The sequence below is a fragment of the Cellulosimicrobium sp. PMB13 genome (assembly GCF_051294865.1).
Classification (GTDB): Bacteria; Actinomycetota; Actinomycetes; order Actinomycetales; family Cellulomonadaceae; genus Cellulosimicrobium.
In genome coordinates this window covers 2,145,622-2,163,435 of sequence record NZ_CP145910.1, presented here as the reverse complement: position 1 = coordinate 2,163,435, position 17,814 = coordinate 2,145,622, and the positions used below count along the sequence as shown (strand labels likewise).

General features: G+C 75.4%; 15 protein-coding genes and 1 riboswitch. Of the genes, 8 read left to right on the top strand and 7 right to left on the bottom strand.

Annotation, left to right across the window (positions count from 1 at the left end):
* Positions 1–245: 245 nt before the first annotated feature.
* A complete protein-coding gene (locus V5D56_RS09865) occupies positions 246–863 on the bottom strand; it encodes a LuxR C-terminal-related transcriptional regulator (RefSeq protein ID WP_435738995.1) in 618 nt (205 codons plus the stop codon).
* Between the two features lie 77 nt (positions 864–940).
* Entirely contained in the window at positions 941–2,341 is a 1,401-nt protein-coding gene (locus tag V5D56_RS09860) for a PspC domain-containing protein (protein WP_435738832.1), read from the bottom strand.
* A gap of 136 nt (positions 2,342–2,477) precedes the next feature.
* Between V5D56_RS09860 and V5D56_RS09855 the strand changes: the two genes are divergently transcribed.
* Both V5D56_RS09855 and V5D56_RS09850 read left to right on the top strand, forming a co-directional pair.
* Positions 2,478–4,136 (top strand): PspC domain-containing protein, encoded by a 1,659-nt coding sequence (locus V5D56_RS09855; RefSeq protein ID WP_435738831.1) that lies wholly within the window; start codon positions 2,478–2,480, stop codon positions 4,134–4,136.
* A complete protein-coding gene (locus tag V5D56_RS09850) occupies positions 4,133–4,681 on the top strand; it encodes a hypothetical protein (protein ID WP_435738830.1) in 549 nt (182 codons plus the stop codon). Before V5D56_RS09855 ends, V5D56_RS09850 begins: the two co-directional genes overlap by 4 nt.
* A gap of 181 nt (positions 4,682–4,862) precedes the next feature.
* Here the strand turns inward: V5D56_RS09850 and V5D56_RS09845 are convergent, their stop codons facing one another.
* Positions 4,863–5,681, bottom strand: a complete 819-nt coding sequence (locus V5D56_RS09845) for a hypothetical protein (RefSeq protein WP_435738829.1) — start codon at positions 5,679–5,681, stop codon at positions 4,863–4,865.
* Positions 5,682–5,885: 204 nt separating this feature from the next.
* On the opposite strand from V5D56_RS09845, the gene V5D56_RS09840 reads away from it, so the two are divergent.
* Positions 5,886–7,028 (top strand): glycosyltransferase family 4 protein, encoded by a 1,143-nt coding sequence (locus V5D56_RS09840; RefSeq protein ID WP_435738828.1) that lies wholly within the window; start codon positions 5,886–5,888, stop codon positions 7,026–7,028.
* Between the two features lie 25 nt (positions 7,029–7,053).
* On the opposite strand, the gene guaA is transcribed toward V5D56_RS09840, so the two are convergent.
* Complete coding sequence (gene guaA, locus V5D56_RS09835; protein WP_435738827.1) at positions 7,054–8,667, bottom strand: glutamine-hydrolyzing GMP synthase; 1,614 nt, start codon at positions 8,665–8,667, stop codon at positions 7,054–7,056.
* Positions 8,668–8,711: 44 nt separating this feature from the next.
* Positions 8,712–9,392: a thiamine phosphate synthase gene (gene thiE / locus V5D56_RS09830; RefSeq protein ID WP_435738826.1), complete on the bottom strand. Its 681-nt coding sequence runs from the start codon at positions 9,390–9,392 to the stop codon at positions 8,712–8,714.
* A 44-nt stretch (positions 9,393–9,436) separates the two neighbouring features.
* Positions 9,437–9,539, top strand: a riboswitch (TPP riboswitch).
* Here thiE and thiO point away from each other — a divergent pair.
* The 3 genes from thiO (at position 9,529) to V5D56_RS09815 (ending at position 12,169) form a co-directional block, all read left to right on the top strand.
* Positions 9,529–10,914, top strand: a complete 1,386-nt coding sequence (gene thiO, locus V5D56_RS09825) for a glycine oxidase ThiO (protein ID WP_435738825.1) — start codon at positions 9,529–9,531, stop codon at positions 10,912–10,914. Its footprint overlaps the riboswitch before it by 11 nt.
* A gap of 98 nt (positions 10,915–11,012) precedes the next feature.
* A complete protein-coding gene (thiS, locus tag V5D56_RS09820) occupies positions 11,013–11,249 on the top strand; it encodes a sulfur carrier protein ThiS (RefSeq protein ID WP_435738824.1) in 237 nt (78 codons plus the stop codon).
* An 11-nt stretch (positions 11,250–11,260) separates the two neighbouring features.
* Complete coding sequence (locus V5D56_RS09815; RefSeq protein WP_435738823.1) at positions 11,261–12,169, top strand: thiazole synthase; 909 nt, start codon at positions 11,261–11,263, stop codon at positions 12,167–12,169.
* Between the two features lie 101 nt (positions 12,170–12,270).
* Here the strand turns inward: V5D56_RS09815 and V5D56_RS09810 are convergent, their stop codons facing one another.
* Positions 12,271–13,725: a ThiF family adenylyltransferase gene (locus tag V5D56_RS09810; RefSeq protein WP_435738822.1), complete on the bottom strand. Its 1,455-nt coding sequence runs from the start codon at positions 13,723–13,725 to the stop codon at positions 12,271–12,273.
* Positions 13,722–14,129, bottom strand: coding sequence for a DUF3817 domain-containing protein (locus V5D56_RS09805; RefSeq protein ID WP_435738821.1), 408 nt, complete (start codon positions 14,127–14,129; stop codon positions 13,722–13,724). Before V5D56_RS09805 ends, V5D56_RS09810 begins: the two co-directional genes overlap by 4 nt.
* A 107-nt stretch (positions 14,130–14,236) precedes the next feature.
* Here V5D56_RS09805 and V5D56_RS09800 point away from each other — a divergent pair, with 107 nt between their 5' ends.
* Both V5D56_RS09800 and V5D56_RS09795 read left to right on the top strand, forming a co-directional pair.
* Entirely contained in the window at positions 14,237–16,042 is a 1,806-nt protein-coding gene (locus tag V5D56_RS09800) for an ABC transporter ATP-binding protein (protein WP_435738820.1), read from the top strand.
* Positions 16,039–17,781, top strand: a complete 1,743-nt coding sequence (locus tag V5D56_RS09795; RefSeq protein WP_435738819.1) for an ABC transporter ATP-binding protein — start codon at positions 16,039–16,041, stop codon at positions 17,779–17,781. The genes V5D56_RS09800 and V5D56_RS09795 overlap by 4 nt, the downstream gene beginning before the upstream one ends.
* Positions 17,782–17,814: the final 33 nt, after the last annotated feature.

Here is a 17,814-nt window from a genome sequence, read left to right as displayed (position 1 = left end):
TGAGTGTCGGCATCGCCGTCACCACCAGTCCAACCAAGGTGGTCTTCCACGCCGCTCGCCACGCGGCCTTCGTGTCCCCCACGACTCGCCGGCGGATGCGCGTCCTTCCGGGCCTCGACGTCACGGCCAGAAGACTACGCCGCGACCGCCCGCCCCCGAGCGGGGATCTCCCCCGGACCGAGGGGCCGCGGCCGCGGGGTCCGGAGGTCGCGAGCCGCGCCGATCGCGCACGGTCGGCCGTTCGCCTAGAGGAGGCGGCGCTGCGCGGCCCAGCGCGTCAGCTCGTGGCGCGACGAGAGCTGGAGCTTGCGGAGCACAGCGGACACGTGGGTCTCGACGGTCTTGATCGAGATGAAGAGCTCCGACGCGACCTCGCGGTAGGTGTACCCGCGCGCGATGAGCCGCATGACCTCCTGCTCGCGTGCGGACAGACGGTCGAGCTCGTCGTCGCGCACGGCGACGTCGCCCGCTCCGGTCCCGAACGCGTCGAGCACGAACCCGGCGAGCCGCGGCGAGAACACCGCGTCCCCTCCCGCGACCTGCGCGACCGCGGCGGACAGGTCGGGCCCGGAGATCGCCTTCGTCACGTATCCCCGCGCGCCGGCGCGGATCACGGCGACGACGTCCTCCGCGGCGTCGGACACCGACAGGGCGAGGAACCGCACGTCCGCGAGCACGTCCGCGCAGCGCTGGATCACCTCCGCTCCCCCACCGCCGTTCCCGCCGGGCAGGTGCACGTCGAGCAGGACCACGGGCGGGCGCAGCGCGTGCACGCGCTCGACGGCCGAGTCCACCGAGTCCGCCTCGCCGACGACCGCGACGAGCGCCGGGTCGAGGCTCGCGCGCACACCGGCGCGGAACATGTGGTGGTCGTCGACCAGGACGACGGGCACCGGGCCGCTCCCGGCGGTGCCCGGGGCGGCCGGGCTGGGGATCGTCGTCACGTCGTCTCCTCGAGGCTCTCCTGGGCGGGTGCCGCAGCCGGTTCCGGGACGGCGCCGCGCGGCACCCGCAACCGTACTTCCGTCCCCCAGTCGGGACGACTGATGATCTCGGCCGTGCCGCCGCGGCGCTGGACCCGGCCGAGGATGGACTCGCGCACCCCGAACCGGTCCGGCGCGACGTCCTGCATGCGGAATCCGTTCCCGCGGTCGCGGACGAACACCTCCACCGCCGACGCGCTCACCTCGAGATAGACCGAGTACGGCGGCGCACCGTGCGCGACGGCGTTGACGAGCGCCTCGCGCGTCGCCTGGAGCAGCGCCGCGGTCTCCTGCGTGGGCACGCAGTCCCCCACGACGACGAGGTCCACCACGACCGGCCCGGCCGCGTCGGCCGACCCGGCAGAGCCGCCGGACCCGTCAGGCGCTCCCGATCCGGGCGACCCGAGGGCTTCGGCCCGACGCCCCACGCGCTCGTCCTCGACCTCGGCGACGAGCGCGCGCAGCTCGGCGGCGAGCGACGTCCCCGGCGACGGCCGGTCGTCGTAGAGCCACTCGCGCAGCTCGCGCTCCTGGGCGCGCGCGAGGCGGGCGACGGTGTCGGCGTCGGTCGCCCGCGCCCGGATGAGCGCGAGCGTCTGGAGCACCGAGTCGTGCAGGTGCGCCGCGATGTCGGCGCGCTCGGCCTCCCGGGCGCGTGCGGCGCGCTCGTCGCCCAGCTCGCGCACGAGGCGCAGCCACCACGGCGCGAGCACGATCGCGACACCGCCGAGCACCGCGACGGACGCGACCGCGGCCCGCACGATCGACGACGGCCTCGCGTCCTGCCCGACGAGCAGCACGATCCCCACGAGCACGAGCACGACACCGCCCGCGATGCGCACGACACCGGCCGGCGTGCGTCCACCCGCGCGGCTCACGAGCCGTCCGCGCTCCGCGGCGTCGAGCTGGCTCCACGCGAGCGCCGCGCCCGCGAGCGCGATGAGCACGGGGATGACCCACGAGACCTCGATGTCGACGCCGTTGCGCAGGGCAACCAGGAGACCGGCGCCACCGAGCAGCACGACGCCGATCGCGACGTCCCGCACCGGCATCCGCGAGACCCGGCCCTGCAGGCGCGGCGCGAGGCGCGAGAGCGACGCCGGTCGCTGCTCGTCGCGCGCCGTGCGGGGGTCGCCGGTCGGGATGGTGAGCCACCAGAAGACGTACAGCGCGATGCCCGCGCCTCCCGCGAGGCCCAGCAGGCCCATCACGAGCCGCACGGGCCCGACGGGGACGCCGAGGTGCGCGGCGATCCCGGCGCACACCCCGCCGACCCAGCGGCCGCGCTCGGGGCGTCGCAGGGGCAGCACCGCGTACCCGGTGCGGGCGGCGGCAGGATCGCCGGTTCGAGGTGTCACCCCCCGATCGTCACACGTCGCGGGGCCCCTGGGCGCCGTCCGGGGCCCGAACCAGGGTGCGGGCGGGCGGGGTTTCAGGGTCGGGTCAGGGTGCCTCCCGATACCCCGGCGCCTCCGCGGCGACGAGCATGGACGCATGAGTACAACGCCCTTCCCCCCCGAGCCGCCCGGCGGCGGCTCCGGCCCGTCGGCCGGGTCCGGTCCCGACGGCGGCCCCACCACGTCCGGTGGACCGGCGCCGGCCGCCGGACCGGGCACCCAGGCGCCGCCGTCGACACCCTTCGCGCCGAGCAGGAAGCCCGGAGCGGGCGCCGACGGGTTCTTCGACGGCGTGCGCCGCATCGGCATCGCACGGTCGGACGACCGCTGGGTCGGCGGCGTCGCGGCCGGCGTCGCGGAGCGCTTCGGCATCGACCCCCTGCTGGTGCGCGGCATCCTCTTCGTCACCTTCTTCCTCTCCGGTGCGGGCCTGGTCCTGTACGGCGCGGCGTGGGCGCTCCTGCCCGAGCGACGCGACGGACGGATCCACCTGCAGGAGGCCGTGCGCGGCAACTTCGACGTGGCGATGCTCGGCGCGATCGCGGCGGTCGTCGTCGGTCTGTCGTGGGGCGGCGGCTGGTGGTCCTGGTGGGACTACCTGCACCTCGGGTGGCTGACGGGCCTGTTCTGGGTCGCGGCGATCGTCGTCGTGGCCGTGGTGGCGGTCTCCGTCCTGCGCCGTGACGGCACGCGGGGCGGTCCCGGCACCGGCTGGTCCGGACCGCAGAGCGGTCCCGGCTGGTCCGGCCCCGCGGGTCCGACGACGCCCGGTCCCGTCCCCGGCGCACCCGCGACCGGGTACGGCCCGGCCGACGCGCCGTGGGGGTCCCCGGGCCCGGTGACCGCCCAGCCGACGACGGGTGGGGACGCGCGCACGGCGGACCAGGCGACCGAGGCCACCTGGACGGCGCACGCCAGCCCGTACGCCGCTGCGCCCGCGACGGGCGCCACGGCGACGGGTGCCACTGCGACGAGCGTCCCGCCGTCGCCCGCGGGCCCTGTGCCCGCGTGGGCGGGGGGCACGGCGCCCCGCCCTCCTGCTCCGCCGGTCCCGCCGACGCCTCGCCCCCCGAAGCCGCGCCGACCGCGGGGCCCCGGCTCCGCGACGGTGGGGATCGTCGTCGGGCTGAGCCTGCTGCTCGGCGCCCTCCTGCTCATGGTCGAGCGTCAGGGCGACCTGGCCTGGCCCGTGTTCCTCACGTGGCTCGGCGGGTCGGTCGTGCTCGCCGGTCTCGCGATCGTGGTCAGCGGCCTGCGGGGCCGCACGAGCGGGTCGCTCGGCTGGCTGGCCGTCCTCGCCCTCCTGGTCGGTGTGCCGACGGCGGTGTGGCAGGAGGGTTCGCCCGAGCTGGTCCTCACCGGGGACGCACGCACCGTCTCGGACGGCACCCACACCGTCGTCGACCCGGACGTCGCCGCGGAGGGCTTCGCGGTCCGGTGGGGCGACCCCACGATCGACCTGTCCCAGCTCGACCTGTCCGACGCCTCGGGCGCGTCCCCGGTCGAGGTGCCGGTCGAGCTGGGCGCCGGTGACGTGACGGTGATCGTGCCCGACGACGTCCCCCTGCGTGCGGAGGTCCAGGTCCTCGCCGGCAGCGCCCGGTGGCGCGTCGACGGCGAGGACCGCGAGATCGGCGGCGTGAGCACACGGCCGGTCACGTTCGAGAACGCCGAGGTGGACGCCGGGGAGGACCCCCTGCTGGTCCTGGACGTCGTCGTCGGCGCCGGCCAGGTCACGATCGAGGAGGACTCATGAGCGACGAGAAGCACACACCGGGCGAGCGCCCGCTCCACGACGAGCTGTTCGAGGGCGACGCGACCACGCCGCTCCCCACGTCGGCGGACGACACGCAGGTGCTGCCCCCCGCACGAGCGGACGACACCCTGACGCTGCCGTCCACGGCGCCGACGTCCACGACGGCGACCTCCCTGGGAGAGGGGGTCCCGGTCGCCGGGACACCGCCCACCGACGACCCGTGGTCGGGCACGGCGCCGACGCGGGCCGAGAGGCCCGCACCGGGAGGCACTGCTCCGTCGGCTCCGTCGGCTCCGTCGGTCCCGTCGGTCCCGTCTGCCTCGGTGCCTGACACCGCCGCGAGGCGGGAGCCGTCGCGTGGTCCGAGGGTCGCGACGATCGTGTGGGGCTTCGTCCTCTTCGCGCTCGGGGCCGCGGTGCTGGCGGCCGCCCTCGGCGCCGACGTCGACCTCGGCCTCGCGGCGATCGTCGTGCTCGTGGTCGCGGGCGTGACCCTCGTGGTCGGGTCCGTCGTGACGAGCGTGCGGCGGCGCGGGCAGGGCTGACGACCCGGGACACAGACAAGGCCGAGGGGTCGTGACGGTACTAGTCACGACCCCTCGGCTCGTCCGAGCGACGACCGGGCCGCGCGCTCCTCCCGGTGCGACTCAGCAGGAGCGGGTCTCCGGCGTCCGGACGGACGTCTCGACCGGGTGGGCGGCAGGCCGCGGCACCCGGCTCGTCTGGTCAGCTCGTGGGCGCCCCCGGGCGCTCGTCGGGTGCAGTCTGCGACGGGGGCTGGGACTGCGTCGGGCCCGTGGTCGAGTGGTTCACCGGCGGTGTGGGGTCGTGGGGCGAGGCCTCGGGGCTCGCGCCCGGGGCCGACGGCGAGCCGGTGCCCGGGCCGCCGGTCGGCTCGGTCCTCCCCGCCGCCGCGGCGCGCGCCTCCGCGGCCGGGGTCGCGAGGGCGGAGGTCCGGGCGGGTCGGTCGGGCCGGTCGGGCACGGTCGTCGGCGTCACCGGCGGCGCGGTCGGCGACGCGGGAGCCTCCGGGGCGGAGGCCGGGTCGACGTGCCGGCCGACGCCGGACAGGTCACCCCCCGAGCTGTACGCCGGGGTCTCGACGGCGACGCTCGGACCGCCGGCGAGCTTGCGCAGGGCGACACCCAGCAGCAGGAACAGGATGCCGAGACCGACGACGAGCGCGGCGACACCGAACGCCACGACGGACGTGAACAGCGAGGCCCGGAGGAACGACGCCGTCATGACCGTCTGCCGCGTCGGGTCGTCCTGGTCGAGCTCGGCGTACGTCTGTCCGCCGCTCGCCTCCAGGGCGTGCTTGTTGATGACCTCGGCCTGCGCGTACGCGGTGAGCGGTCCGTTCACGTGCCGCCCCGCCATGAAGGATGCGTCGTCGGAGACGGTGATCTCCTCGGCCGACAGCTGGTTCGCCACGACGATCCAGGTGCCGATGCCCGCGAGGATGAGGACGATGCCGGCGATGATCGAGACGAGGCCGATGCCCCGGACCCCTCGTGCCGGTGTGACGGTGACCGTGCTGGACATGTGGCGCTTCTCCTTCGTCAGGACCCACCTGGCCCGTCCGGCGCGCCCCCGCCCGCGAGGCGTGGCCGCCGCGGGACGGTCGAACCACCCATTTCGAGACCACCGTAGCGACCAGGGACGCGTTGTGCCCGCGCAGACGGCGCGTGTCGCCGCAGGTCGGTGCGCGTGTCGTCGGGGCGAGAGGCCGGGTGGGAGGATTCCGGGGTGCGCATCACCCACGTCACCGACTGCTACCTGCCCCTGCTCGGCGGTATCGAGACCCAGGTGGCGCGCCTCGCGCAGCAGCAGGCGTCCGCGGGGCACGACGTCGCGGTGATCTGCACGACGCCCTCGCGTCCGGGCGCGCACGGTGTCACCGCCGAGGTCGACGAGGGTGTCACCGTGCACCGCCTCGCGGCCCGGTTCCCGGGCGGCTACCCGGTGCATCCCCGCGCCCCCCACCACGTGGCGCGCCTGCTGCGCGAGGCGAGGCCCGACGTCGTGCACCTGCACATGGGCGTCCTGACCCCGTCCACGCAGGCGTCGCTGCGGACGGTCGTCCGGGCGGGTCTGCCCGCGGTGCTGACCGTCCACTCGGTCTGGGGCGGCGCGGAACGGGCGTTCGCCGCGCTCGACCGCGTCGTGCGGTGGTCGCGCTGGCCCGTCCTGTGGTCTGCCGTGAGCGAGCTGACGGCGGCTCCGCTGCGTCGCATCGTGGGCGACCACGGCGAGGTCGCCGTCCTGCACAACGGGCTCGACCTCGACGCGTGGCGCATCCCGCGGACCGAGCGCGGCGAGCGCATGGAGGGGTCCGCCGTCCACGTCGTCGCGGCGACACGCTTCGCCCCGCGCAAGCGCGTGCTCCCGCTCCTCGAGGTCGTCCGGGACGCCGCGGCCCGCGTGCCCGACGGCGCGCTCCACGCCACGATCGCGGGCGACGGTCCGGAGCTCGACACCGCCCGCCGGTTCGTCGCCGAGCACGACCTGCGCGGCGTCGTCTCGCTCCCCGGCCGCCTCACCGCGACCGAGCTCAAGCGCCTCTACGCGCGTGCCGACGTGTTCGCCGCCCCCGCGGTCGAGGAGGCGTTCGGCATCGCCGCGCTGGAGGGCCAGGCCGCGGGGCTCGTCGTCGTGACGCGGTCTCAGTCCGGTGTCGCGGAGCGGCTCACCGACGGCGTCGACGCCCTCCTCGCCGACGACGACGCGGAGTTCACCGACGCGCTCGTCCGCCTGGTCACCGAGGACGACCTGCTCGACCGCATCGTCGCGCACAACCGCGACGTCCCGTCGTCGGCGGGCTGGCCTCGCGTCCTCGCCGACGTCGAGAACGCCTACGCCCGCGCCGCGGAGATCGCGGCACGGGCGTAGGAAGAACGGCTGGACGCCGCCGGGATCACTCCCACTCGATGGTGCCCGGCGGCTTGCTCGTGACGTCGAGCACGACCCGGTTGACCTCGTTCACCTCGTTCGTGATGCGCGTCGAGATGACGGACAGCACGTCGTAGGGCAGACGGGTCCAGTCCGCCGTCATGGCGTCCTCGGAGGACACCGGACGCAGCACGATCGGGTGACCGTAGGTACGGCCGTCGCCCTGAACGCCGACCGACCGCACGTCGGCCAGCAGCACGACGGGGCACTGCCAGATCTCGCGGTCGAGGCCGGCCTTGGTGAGCTCCTCGCGCGCGATCTGGTCGGCGGCGCGCAGCGTCTCGAGACGCTCGGCCGTGACCTCGCCGACGATGCGGATGCCGAGCCCGGGGCCGGGGAAGGGCTGGCGCCAGACGATCTCCTCGGGCACGCCGAGCTCGAGCCCGACGGCACGGACCTCGTCCTTGAACAGCGTGCGCAGCGGCTCGACGAGCGAGAACTGCAGGTCGTCGGGCAGGCCGCCGACGTTGTGGTGGCTCTTGATGTTCGCCGCGCCCTCGCCGCCGCCGGACTCGACGACGTCGGGGTAGAGCGTGCCCTGCACGAGGAACTTGACCTCTTCCCCGTGCGCTCCGGCGTCGGCGACGATGTCGCGCGCGGCGTCCTCGAACACGCGGATGAACTCGCGGCCGATGATCTTGCGCTTGGTCTCCGGGTCGCTGTGGCCCGCGAGCGCGGTGAGGAACCGCTGCTTCGCGTCGACCACCACGAGGTTGACGCCCGTCGACGCGACGAAGTCGCGCTCGACCTGCTCGGCCTCGCCGGCACGCAGAAGGCCGTGGTCGACGAACACGCACGTGAGCTGGTCGCCGACGGCCTTCTGCACGAGCGCGGCCGCGACGGACGAGTCGACGCCGCCGGACAGGCCGCAGATCACGCGGGCGTCGCCGACCTGGGCGCGGATCGCTGCGACCTGGTCCGCGATGACGTTGCCGGGAGTCCACTCGGGGGCCAGGCCCGCGCCGTCGTACAGGAAGTGCTCCAGCACGGTCTGCCCGTGCGCGGAGTGCTTGACCTCCGGGTGCCACTGCACGCCGAACAGCCGACGCGCCCGGTCCTCGAACGCGGCGACGGGCGACCCCGACGACGTCGCCAGGACCTCGAAGCCCTCGGGCGCGCGGTGCACCGCGTCGCCGTGGCTCATCCACGTGGTCTGGTTCTCGGGGGTGTCGGCGAGGAGCACACCGGCCTCGCAGACCGAAACCTCGGTGCCGCCGTACTCGCGCTGGCCGGTCTGGGCGACGTCGCCGCCGAGCGCCGCGGCCATCGCCTGGAAGCCGTAGCAGATGCCCATGACCGGCACGCCGGCCTCGAACAGCGCCGGGTCGACGAACGGCGCGCCGGCCGCGTAGACCGACGACGGCCCCCCGGACAGGATGATCGCGGCCGGGTCCTTCGCGAGCATCTGCTCGACGGTGAAGGTGTGCGGCACGATCTCGGAGTACACCTTGGCCTCGCGCACGCGGCGCGCGATGAGCTGCGCGTACTGGGCGCCGAAGTCGACGACGAGCACAGGGCGCGGCGTCGAGGCGACCTGCGCCGTGGTGGGGTGGTCAGGGGTGGTGGCGGGAGACGTCACCGGTCCAGGATAGTCGCCGCGCAGCGCTCGTCCGGCACACCGCCTCAGGCGCCGGCCCGCTCCTCGATCCGCTCGCGCAGCGCCCGCGCCGCGGTCTCGGGGTCCGAGGCCTCCGTGATCGCCCGCACCACGACGACGCGCGTCGCGCCTGCGTCCAGCACGGCGTCCAGCCGCCCGGCGTCGATCCCGCCGATGGCGAACCACGGCGTCGTGGGGCGGGTCCCGGCGACGTCGCGCAGCAGGTCGAGCCCGACCGCCGCTCGACCGGGCTTCGTCGGTGTCGCCCACAACGGCCCGACGCAGAAGTAGTCGACCTCCGGGTCGGCCTCCGCGGCGGCGGCCTGCTCGGCCGAGTGCGTCGAGCGACCGAGGACGGGCGTCGCCCCGAGCAGCGAGCGGACCGCCCCGACCGGCAGGTCGCGCTGCCCCATGTGCACCACGGGCGCCGCCGTCAGGCCCGCGACGTCGGCCCGGTCGTTGACCGCCCACAGCGCGCCGTGCTCGTCCGCGACGCGCGCCACGAGCTCCTGGAGCTCGAGCTCGCGCGCGACGTCGAGCGACTTGTCCCGGAGCTGGACGACGTCGACCCCGCCCGCGAGCGCCGCGTGCAGGAAGCCCTCGAGGTCGCCGCGCTCCTCGCGCGCGTCGGTGCACAGGTACAGCCGGGCGGCGGCGAGGCGGTCGCGGGCCGCGGTGCCCGGGGTGACGGAGGTCTCGGTGCTCATCCGTCGGAGTGTAGGGGCGGGCGCGCCGCCACGGCCGGTACTGTGGCCGAGAGCACGGGAGCCCCGCACGGGGCTGAGAGGGCGTAGGAGCCGACCGTCGAACCTGATCTGGGTCATGCCAGCGAAGGGAGCGCACATGGACCCCCTGCACGCCGCCGTCCGTCCGGCTCTGGCCGTGGACGCAGAGGCCGACCTGCCCGACGGCGCGCGCGACGTCGTGGTCGTCGGCGGCGGGATCGTGGGTCTCGCCGTGGCCTGGCGCGCCGCGTGCGCGGGCCTGACCGTCACCGTGCTCGACCCCTCCCCCGGCGACGGCGCGACGCACGCCGCGGCGGGGATGCTGGCACCCGTCACGGAGGCCGACTTCGGCGAGGACGACGCCCTCACACTCCACCTGGCGGCGGCGCGCGCGTGGCCGGGGTTCGCCGTCGACCTCGAGCGCGCGACGGGGACGGACGTCGGCCTGCGCACCGCCGGGACGCTCACGGTCGCGTACGACACCGACGACCTCGCGCTCCTGCGCCGCGTGCTCGCGCTGCACGCCGCGCACGGCCTCGACTCGCAGGAGCTCACGCTGGCCGACGCCCGGCGGCGCGAGCCGCACCTCGGGCAGCGCGTCGCGGGCGCCGCGTGGGCGCCGCACGAACACGCCGTCGACCCGCGTGCGACGCACGCCGCGCTGCTCGGAGCGCTCGCAGTGCGCGGTGCTGCCGCACCCGGTGCGGGTCACAGGCTCGGGCCGGGCTCCGCCGTCGTGCGCGCCCGGGCCACCCACCTCGCGCTCGACGCGGCGGGGAGGGTCACGGGCGTGCACGACGACGCGGGCCGGCTCCACCGCGCCGGTGCCGTCGTGCTCGCAGCGGGCTGGGAGTCCGGTGCGCTGGCGTCGGGCGTGCCGGGCGTCGTCGTGCCGGTCCGCCCGGTCAAGGGCCAGACGCTGCGTCTCGACGCGGGGCCTGATCTCGCGCTCGAGCACGTCGTGCGCGGCGTCGTGCAGGGTCGGCCCGTGTACGTCGTGCCGCGCGACCCGGTCCCCGACGGGCAGGGCCACGGCTACGCCGGGCATCGCGAGATCGTGATCGGTGCGACGACCGAGGAGAACCCCGACGACCGTCGCGCGACCGCCGGCGGGGTGTTCGCGCTGCTGCGCGACGCCCGCGCGCTGCTGCCCGGGATCGACGAGGCCGCGATCGTCGACGTCACGCCGCGCGCCCGCCCCGCGACGCCGGACAACCTGCCGCTGATCGGCGCCACGCACGTCCCGGGCCTGCACGTCGCCGCCGGGCACGGCCGCAACGGCGTCCTGCTCGCGCCGCTCACCGCCGAGGCCGTCGTCGCGGGCCTGACGGGCGAGCCCCTGGCCGCCGACGCCGCGGCAGCCCTCGCCGCAGCGCATCCCGACCGCTTCACCGACGCCCCGGTCCGCCCCGCCCGCGCAGTCGGTGCCCTCGCTGCCCCGGGTGCCATCGGTACCCCCGTTACCCCGGGTGCCGTCGGTGCCGAACCCCGAGCTATGGGCTGATCACAGGCTGGAACCGCACACAACCCGGGGTTCGGCACCTACACCGCGCGTCACGGCACCCCGTCGACGACCCCTTCCACCCGGAGAGGATGACCCTCGTGTCCCCCACCCCCGCACCGACCGCGCTCGTCAACGGCGAGCAGTTCCCGCTCGACGCGACCACCGGCGTCGAGGACCTCGTCGCCGCGCTCGTCCCGGCCTACGTGACCGACGGGTCGCCGCAGGGCGTCGCCGTCGCGATCAACGACGCGGTCGTGCCGCGCGGCACGTGGTCGAGCACCGTGGTCGCGCCCGGCGACCGCGTCGAGATCGTCACCGCCGTCCAGGGCGGCTGAAGGAGATGTGCATGCACGCCACCGGTACCACGCACCCGGCCGACCCGGTCCTGCCGACGGACGTCGCGGCGTCGGGCACCTCGGCCCCGGGCACCCCGGACCCGGGGGTCGAGGAACGGGCCGGCGCGCTGCACGACCCCCTGGTCGTCGCCGGGACGGCGATCGGCTCGCGGCTCGTCATGGGCACCGGCGGCGCGGCGAACCTCCTCACGCTGGAGGACGCGCTCGTCGCCTCCGGGACCGCGCTGACGACCGTCGCGATGCGGCGCGTCGCGGTCCGGGCGGGCGGCGACCCGGCCGACGCCGGGATCTGGGGACTGCTCGACCGCCTCGGCATCAGGGCCCTGCCCAACACCGCGGGCTGCTTCTCGGTCCGCGAGGCGGTGCTCACGGCGCACCTCGCGCGCGAGGCGTGCGGGACCGAGTGGGTCAAGCTCGAGGTGATCGCCGACGACGTCACGCTCCTGCCCGACCCGATCGGGCTCGTCGAGGCGGCGGAGCAGCTCGTGCGGGACGGGTTCGTCGTGCTGCCGTACACCAACGACGACCCGATCGTCGCGCGGCGGCTCGAGGACGTCGGCTGCGCGGCCGTCATGCCGCTCGGCGCGCCGATCGGCACCGGGCTGGGCATCCTCAACCCGCGCAACATCGACGCGATCGCGGCCTCGGCGCGCGTGCCGGTGATCCTCGACGCGGGGATCGGGACCGCGTCCGATGCCGCGCTCGCGATGGAGCTCGGATGCGACGGCGTGCTGCTCGCCACCGCGGTCACGCGCGCCGCCGACCCCGTCCGCATGGCCCACGCGATGCGGCTCGCCGTGGAGTCGGGGCGCCTCGCTGCCGGTGCCGGGCGCATCCCGCGCCGCGAGGGCGCGCTCGCGAGCTCGTCGCCGCAGGGCCGCCTCGACCTCGCGCTGTGACCTCCGCGCCCGCGAGATAGAACGGGCCGTCGCGAGATAGCGACCTGCGGCCTGGCGCCCCGCTCGGACGGGTCGTGCGTCGCTATCTGGGCGGGGTGTCGCTATCTCACGGCAAGCTCGGGGAGCAGGGCCGGGACGCCGCCCACGACGGAGCGGGCGTCGACGCCCGCGGCGCGCGCGACGTCGGCCACGCGGGCCGACCGCGCACCCATCGCGCACACGACGACGACGGGCCGGTCGGTCGGGAGGTCGGCGAGGGCGGCGCGTGCCGCGGTGTCCGGCGCCCCCGGGGAACCGCCGAGGAAGCTGCCGCTCGGGACGAGCGTCGCGCCCGGGACCGGGCGCATCTGCGCCTCCCAGTCCTCGCGCACGTCGAGCAGGTACGCCGCCGGTGCGGCCCCGTCGGACGCCAGGAGGGTCGCCGCCTCGCGCGCGCTCACCTCGACCGGCACGTCCGGGCCCGACGCCGCAGGCTCGTCATCCGTTGTCGCCGTGCCGTCAGTCGTCGCACGGTTCGTCGTCGCGCCGCTCGTCGTCGTGCCGCTCGTGGTCCTCGCGCCGTCCGCAGCTGTCGCGGCGGTCGAGCCTGACGCGGCGGCCGCCGGGGCGAGGCCGCAGAACGCCGCGTAGGCGTCGTCGCCGACGAGGAGCTCCGACACGGGCTCGCGCGTGGGATCCGGGCGGACGGTGAGCTGGCGCCACGTGAGGTCGAGCGCGTCGTACACGGCGAGCCGGCCGAGCAGCGTCGTGCCCGCGCCCGTGACGAGCTTGATCGCCTCCGTCGCCATGACCGAGCCGACGGTGCCGCACATCGCGCCGAGCACCCCGCCCGTCGCGCAGTCGGGCGCCGCGCCGGGAGGCGGCGGGACGGGGAAGACGTCGCGGTACGTCACGCCCCGGGCGTCGGCGTCACCCGGTCCGGTCACCGGGGCCGGGGCGTCACCCACGGCGAGGCCACCACCCGAGGGGGCGGCGCCGTCGGGCACGGGCGAGGCGTACCGGGGACGTCCCCAGAACACGCTGACCTGGCCCTGGAAGCGGTAGATCGAGCCCCAGACCACGGGCAGGCCGAGCACCTCGGCCGCGTCCGAGACGAGGTAGCGCGTGGGGAAGTTGTCGGCGCCGTCGAGGACGACGTCGTAGCCGCGGAGCACGTCGAGCGCGTTGTCGGCGTCGAGACGCACCGCGTGCTCGACGACCCGCACGTGCGGGTTGACGTCCGCGATCGTGTCGCGCGCGGAGTCGACCTTGCGACGACCGACGTCCGGTCCGCCGTGGATCACCTGGCGCTGGAGGTTGGAGGTGTCGACGACGTCGTCGTCGACGATCCCGATCGTGCCGACGCCCGCGGCGGCCAGGTAGAGCAGCGCCGGGCTGCCGAGACCTCCGGCCCCGACCACGAGGACCCGGGCCTCTGCGAGGCGTCGCTGGCCCTCCGGCCCGACACCCGGAAGCGACAGGTGACGCGCGTAGCGCTCCAGCTCGGCCGTCGTCAGCTCACGGCCGGGCTCGACGAGCGGGGCCAACGGGGCCGCGTGCGGTGCCGTCGTGCTCACGCGGCGTACCGCTCCTCCAGGCCGGCGAGCTTCGCCTCGGCCTCCGCGTGCACCTTCTTCTCGAGGACGAACGACATGACCGGCACGACGCCCGCGAAGACCATCGTGGCGAGGCGGCCCCAGCCCCAGCGCATCTTGGTCCACAGGTCCAGGACCGTCACGAGGTAGACGACGTAGATCCAGCCGTGCGCGAAGGGGATCCACAGGAGGTACCGCATGATGTCGTCACTGACGCCGAAGACGTACTTCATGAGCATCTCGACGCACAGGATGAGCAGCATCACACCGGTGATGATCGCGAGGACCCGGTACCGCGCGAGGGCGCCGCGCGCCTTGCGGATGGCCGTCCGCGCGGCCTCGCTGCTCGGCGCGGTGGTGCTGGTGGTGGGGTCCTGAGTGGTCATGCGTGGCGAGTCCTCACCTCGTGCTCCGCCGCGGCGTGCGGGCGGGGCCGCTTGTCCCGTGTTATTCCGTGGCTCCGTGTCGGACGCCGAACCTAGGGTAGAACACCGTGCGACCCCTCCCCCTCCCCGACCCAGGGACCCCTCCGCTCACCACGCCCGCGCGCATGCTGGCGTGGCAGGCGTGGCGCCAGCGCGGCATCCTCGCGATGGCGCTGCTCGTCGGCGCGCTCACCATGCTCGGCCAGGCCGCCACGCCCCTCCTGTTCGGTCGCGTCGTCGACGACGGCCTCACGAGCGGGTTCGGCCGCGACCTCTTCCTCGGCATCGGGGCGCTCCTCGCCGTCGCGGTCGTCATGGTCGGCGCGGGTGCGCTGAGCCACCGGTACGACGTCGAGAACTGGCTCCGGTCCGCCTTCGCCTTCTCGCAGGTCGTCGGCTACAAGGCCTCCCGGTCGGGTCACGCGATCACGCGCAAGCTCCCCACGGGCGAGGTGGTCGCCGCCGTCGCCAACGACGCCCTGCGCACCGGCGAGATCTTCGCCATGGCGGGCCGGTTCCTCGGCGGCGTGCTCGCCTACGTCGCGGTGACGATCGTGCTGCTGTCCCAGAACCTCACGATCGGGCTCGTCATCGCGCTCGGGATCCCCGTGGTCGCCGCGATCCTCGCCCTCCTGGTGAAGCCGCTGCAGTCGCGTCAGGCCGCGCAGCGCGAGGCCACGGGGCGCCTGACGTCGCTCGGCGCCGACACCGTCTCAGGCCTACGCATCCTGCGCGGCATCGGCGGCGAGGAGGTCTTCGCGGGTCGGTACGCGGCGCAGTCGCAGACCGTGCGGCGCGAGGGCGTCCGCGTGGCCGTCGTGCAGTCGTACCTCGACGGCCTCCAGGTGCTGCTCCCCGGTCTGCTCGCCGTCGCCGTGGTCTGGCTGGGCGCGCGCGCCGCGGTAGCGGGCGAGATCACGCCCGGCCAGCTCGTCACCTACTACTCCTACGCGGCGTTCCTCGCGTGGCCCGTGCAGATGGCCACGCAGATGCTCCAGATGACGATCCGCGGGCTCATCTCGGCGGGCAAGATCCAGGACGTCCTGCGGATCGAGGCGGCGACGCGGCCGTCGGCCACGCCGGCACCGGCCCCCGCGCCGGGCGCGCCGCTCGCCGACGAGGCGAGCGGGCTCGTGCTCGAGCCGGGCCGGGTCGTGGGTCTCGTCTCGGCGGACCCGGACACGTCGGCCCAGGTCGCCGTACGGCTCGGCCGGTTCGACGACGACGCCGAGGCGGCCACGCCGGTCCGGCTCGGCGGTGTGCTGCTCGCCGACCTCGACACGGAGCACCTCCGGCACCGCGTGGTCGTCGCGGAGGCGACGAGCCACCTGTTCTCCGGCGTGCTCGGCGAGGAGCTCGACGCGCGCGGCCGGGCCGTCGAGGCCGCGCTGATGGATGCGGTCCTCACGGCCGACGCGCAGGACGTCCTCGACTCCGTGCCCGGCGGCCTCGCGGGCGACCTGCCCGAGAAGGGTCGTTCGTTGTCCGGCGGCCAGCGGCAGCGCGTCGCGCTCGCCCGGGCGCTGCTCACCGAGCCGGAGATCCTCGTCCTCGTCGAGCCGACCAGCGCGGTCGACGCGCACACCGAGGCGCGGATCGCCGAACGTGTCGCCGCGGCGCGGCGCGGGCGCACCACGCTCGTGGTGACAGCGAGCCCCCTCGTGCTCGACCACCTCGACGCGGTGCACCTGCTCGACGACGCCGGTCGCGTCGTCGCGCAGGGCACCCACGCGGAGCTCCTCGCCCGCCACGACGCGGCGGGGACCGCGTACCGCGCCGTCGTGGGACGCAGCATGACCGACGACGAACCGGGCCCGACCGACCGGGCGACGAGCCGTACCGACGACCACGAGACCGCAGGGAGTGCCCGATGAGCGACCGGAAGCTGCCGATCGCCGACGGCGCACAGGTCCGCCGGACCACGGCGACGCTGTTCCGCCGGCACCGCGGCGCGCTCACGCGCGTCGCCGTGCTCCACACGCTCGCCGCCGTCGCGGGCCTTGCCGGGCCGTTCCTGCTCGGCCGGATCGTCGACGAGGTCGCCGGGGGCACGACGGTCGCCCAGGTCGACCAGCTCGTGCTCATCGGGCTCGCGGCGGTGCTCGTGCAGGCGGTCGTCGTGCGGTTCGCGCAGCGCGTGTCGATGATCTTCGGCGAGGAGGTCTTCGCGGACCTCCGCGAGGAGTTCATGGACACCGTCACGCGGCTGCCGCTCTCGACGGTCGAGAGCGCCGGGACCGGCGACCTCGTGGCGCGGACCACCAACGACGTCAACAAGCTCCAGCACGCGATCCGGTTCGGCATCCCGCGCGTCCTGGTGTGCGTCGTGACGATCACGCTCACGCTCGTCGCGGCGTTCCTCGCGGCGCCTCTCGTCGCGCTCGGCCTGCTGGTCGGCGTGCCGATCGTCGTCGTCGCGACGCGCTGGTACCTCGCGCGCGCCACCCCGGGCTACCTGCGCGAGTCGGCGGCGTACGCCACGCTCAACGGCACGATCACCGAGACGGTCGAGGGGGCGCGCACGGTCGACGCCCTGCACCTGGGCGGGCGGCTGCGCCGTCGTATCGACGCCGACCTGCGCGAGGCGTTCGCCGCGGAGGACTACACGCTGCGGCTGCGCATGCGTCTCATCCCGTCGATCGACGCCGCGGTCGCGCTCGCGCCGATCGTCGTCCTCCTGTGGGGCGGGTGGCTCGTGTCGCAGGGGCACGCGACGGTCGGCACGGTGACCACCGTCGCCGCGTTCGGGTTCCAGATGGGCGGGCCGGTGTTCGACCTCGTGTTCTGGCTCGACGAGCTGCAGGTCGCCGCGGTGTCGCTCGCGCGCGTCGTCGGCGTCGGGCTCGTCTCCCCGGACCGCGAGGCGGGCACCGAGGTGCCGACCGACGAGCACGTCGTCGGCCGGGGCGTGCGCTACGCGTACCGCGAGGGCCACGACGTGCTGCACGGGATCGACCTCGACCTGCGTGTCGGCGAGCGCCTCGCCGTCGTCGGGCCGTCGGGCGCGGGGAAGTCGACGCTCGGGCGGATGCTCGCGGGCATCCACCCGCCCACCGGTGGCTCCGTCACCGTGGGCGGCGTGCCGCTCGTCGAGCTCCCGCTGGAGGACCTGCGCCGGCACGTCGCGCTCGTCACGCAGGAGCACCACGTGTTCGTCGGCACGCTCGCGGAGAACCTGCGGCTCGCGGACGTCGACGCGACCGACGACGCGCTGGTCGCCGCGCTCGACGCCGTCGACGCCCGCGGGTGGGTCGAGTCGTTGCCGGACGGTCTCGCGACCGAGGTCGGATCGGGCGGGCACGCCCTGTCTCCGGCGCAGGCCCAGCAGGTCGCGCTCGCGCGCCTCGTGCTCCTGGACCCGCACACGCTCGTGCTCGACGAGGCGACGTCGCTGCTCGACCCGCGCGCGGCACGCCACCTGGAGCGCTCGCTCAACGCGGTGCTCGAGGGCCGGACCGTCGTCGCGATCGCGCACCGCCTGCACACCGCGCACGACGCCGACCGGGTCGCGGTCGTCGACGGCGGTCGGATCAGCGAGATCGGGCCGCACGACGAGCTCGTCGCGGCCGGGGGCGACTACGCGCGGCTGTGGCACTCCTGGCAGCAGGAGTAGCGCCGCACGACGGCCCTGCTCGCGAGATCGACC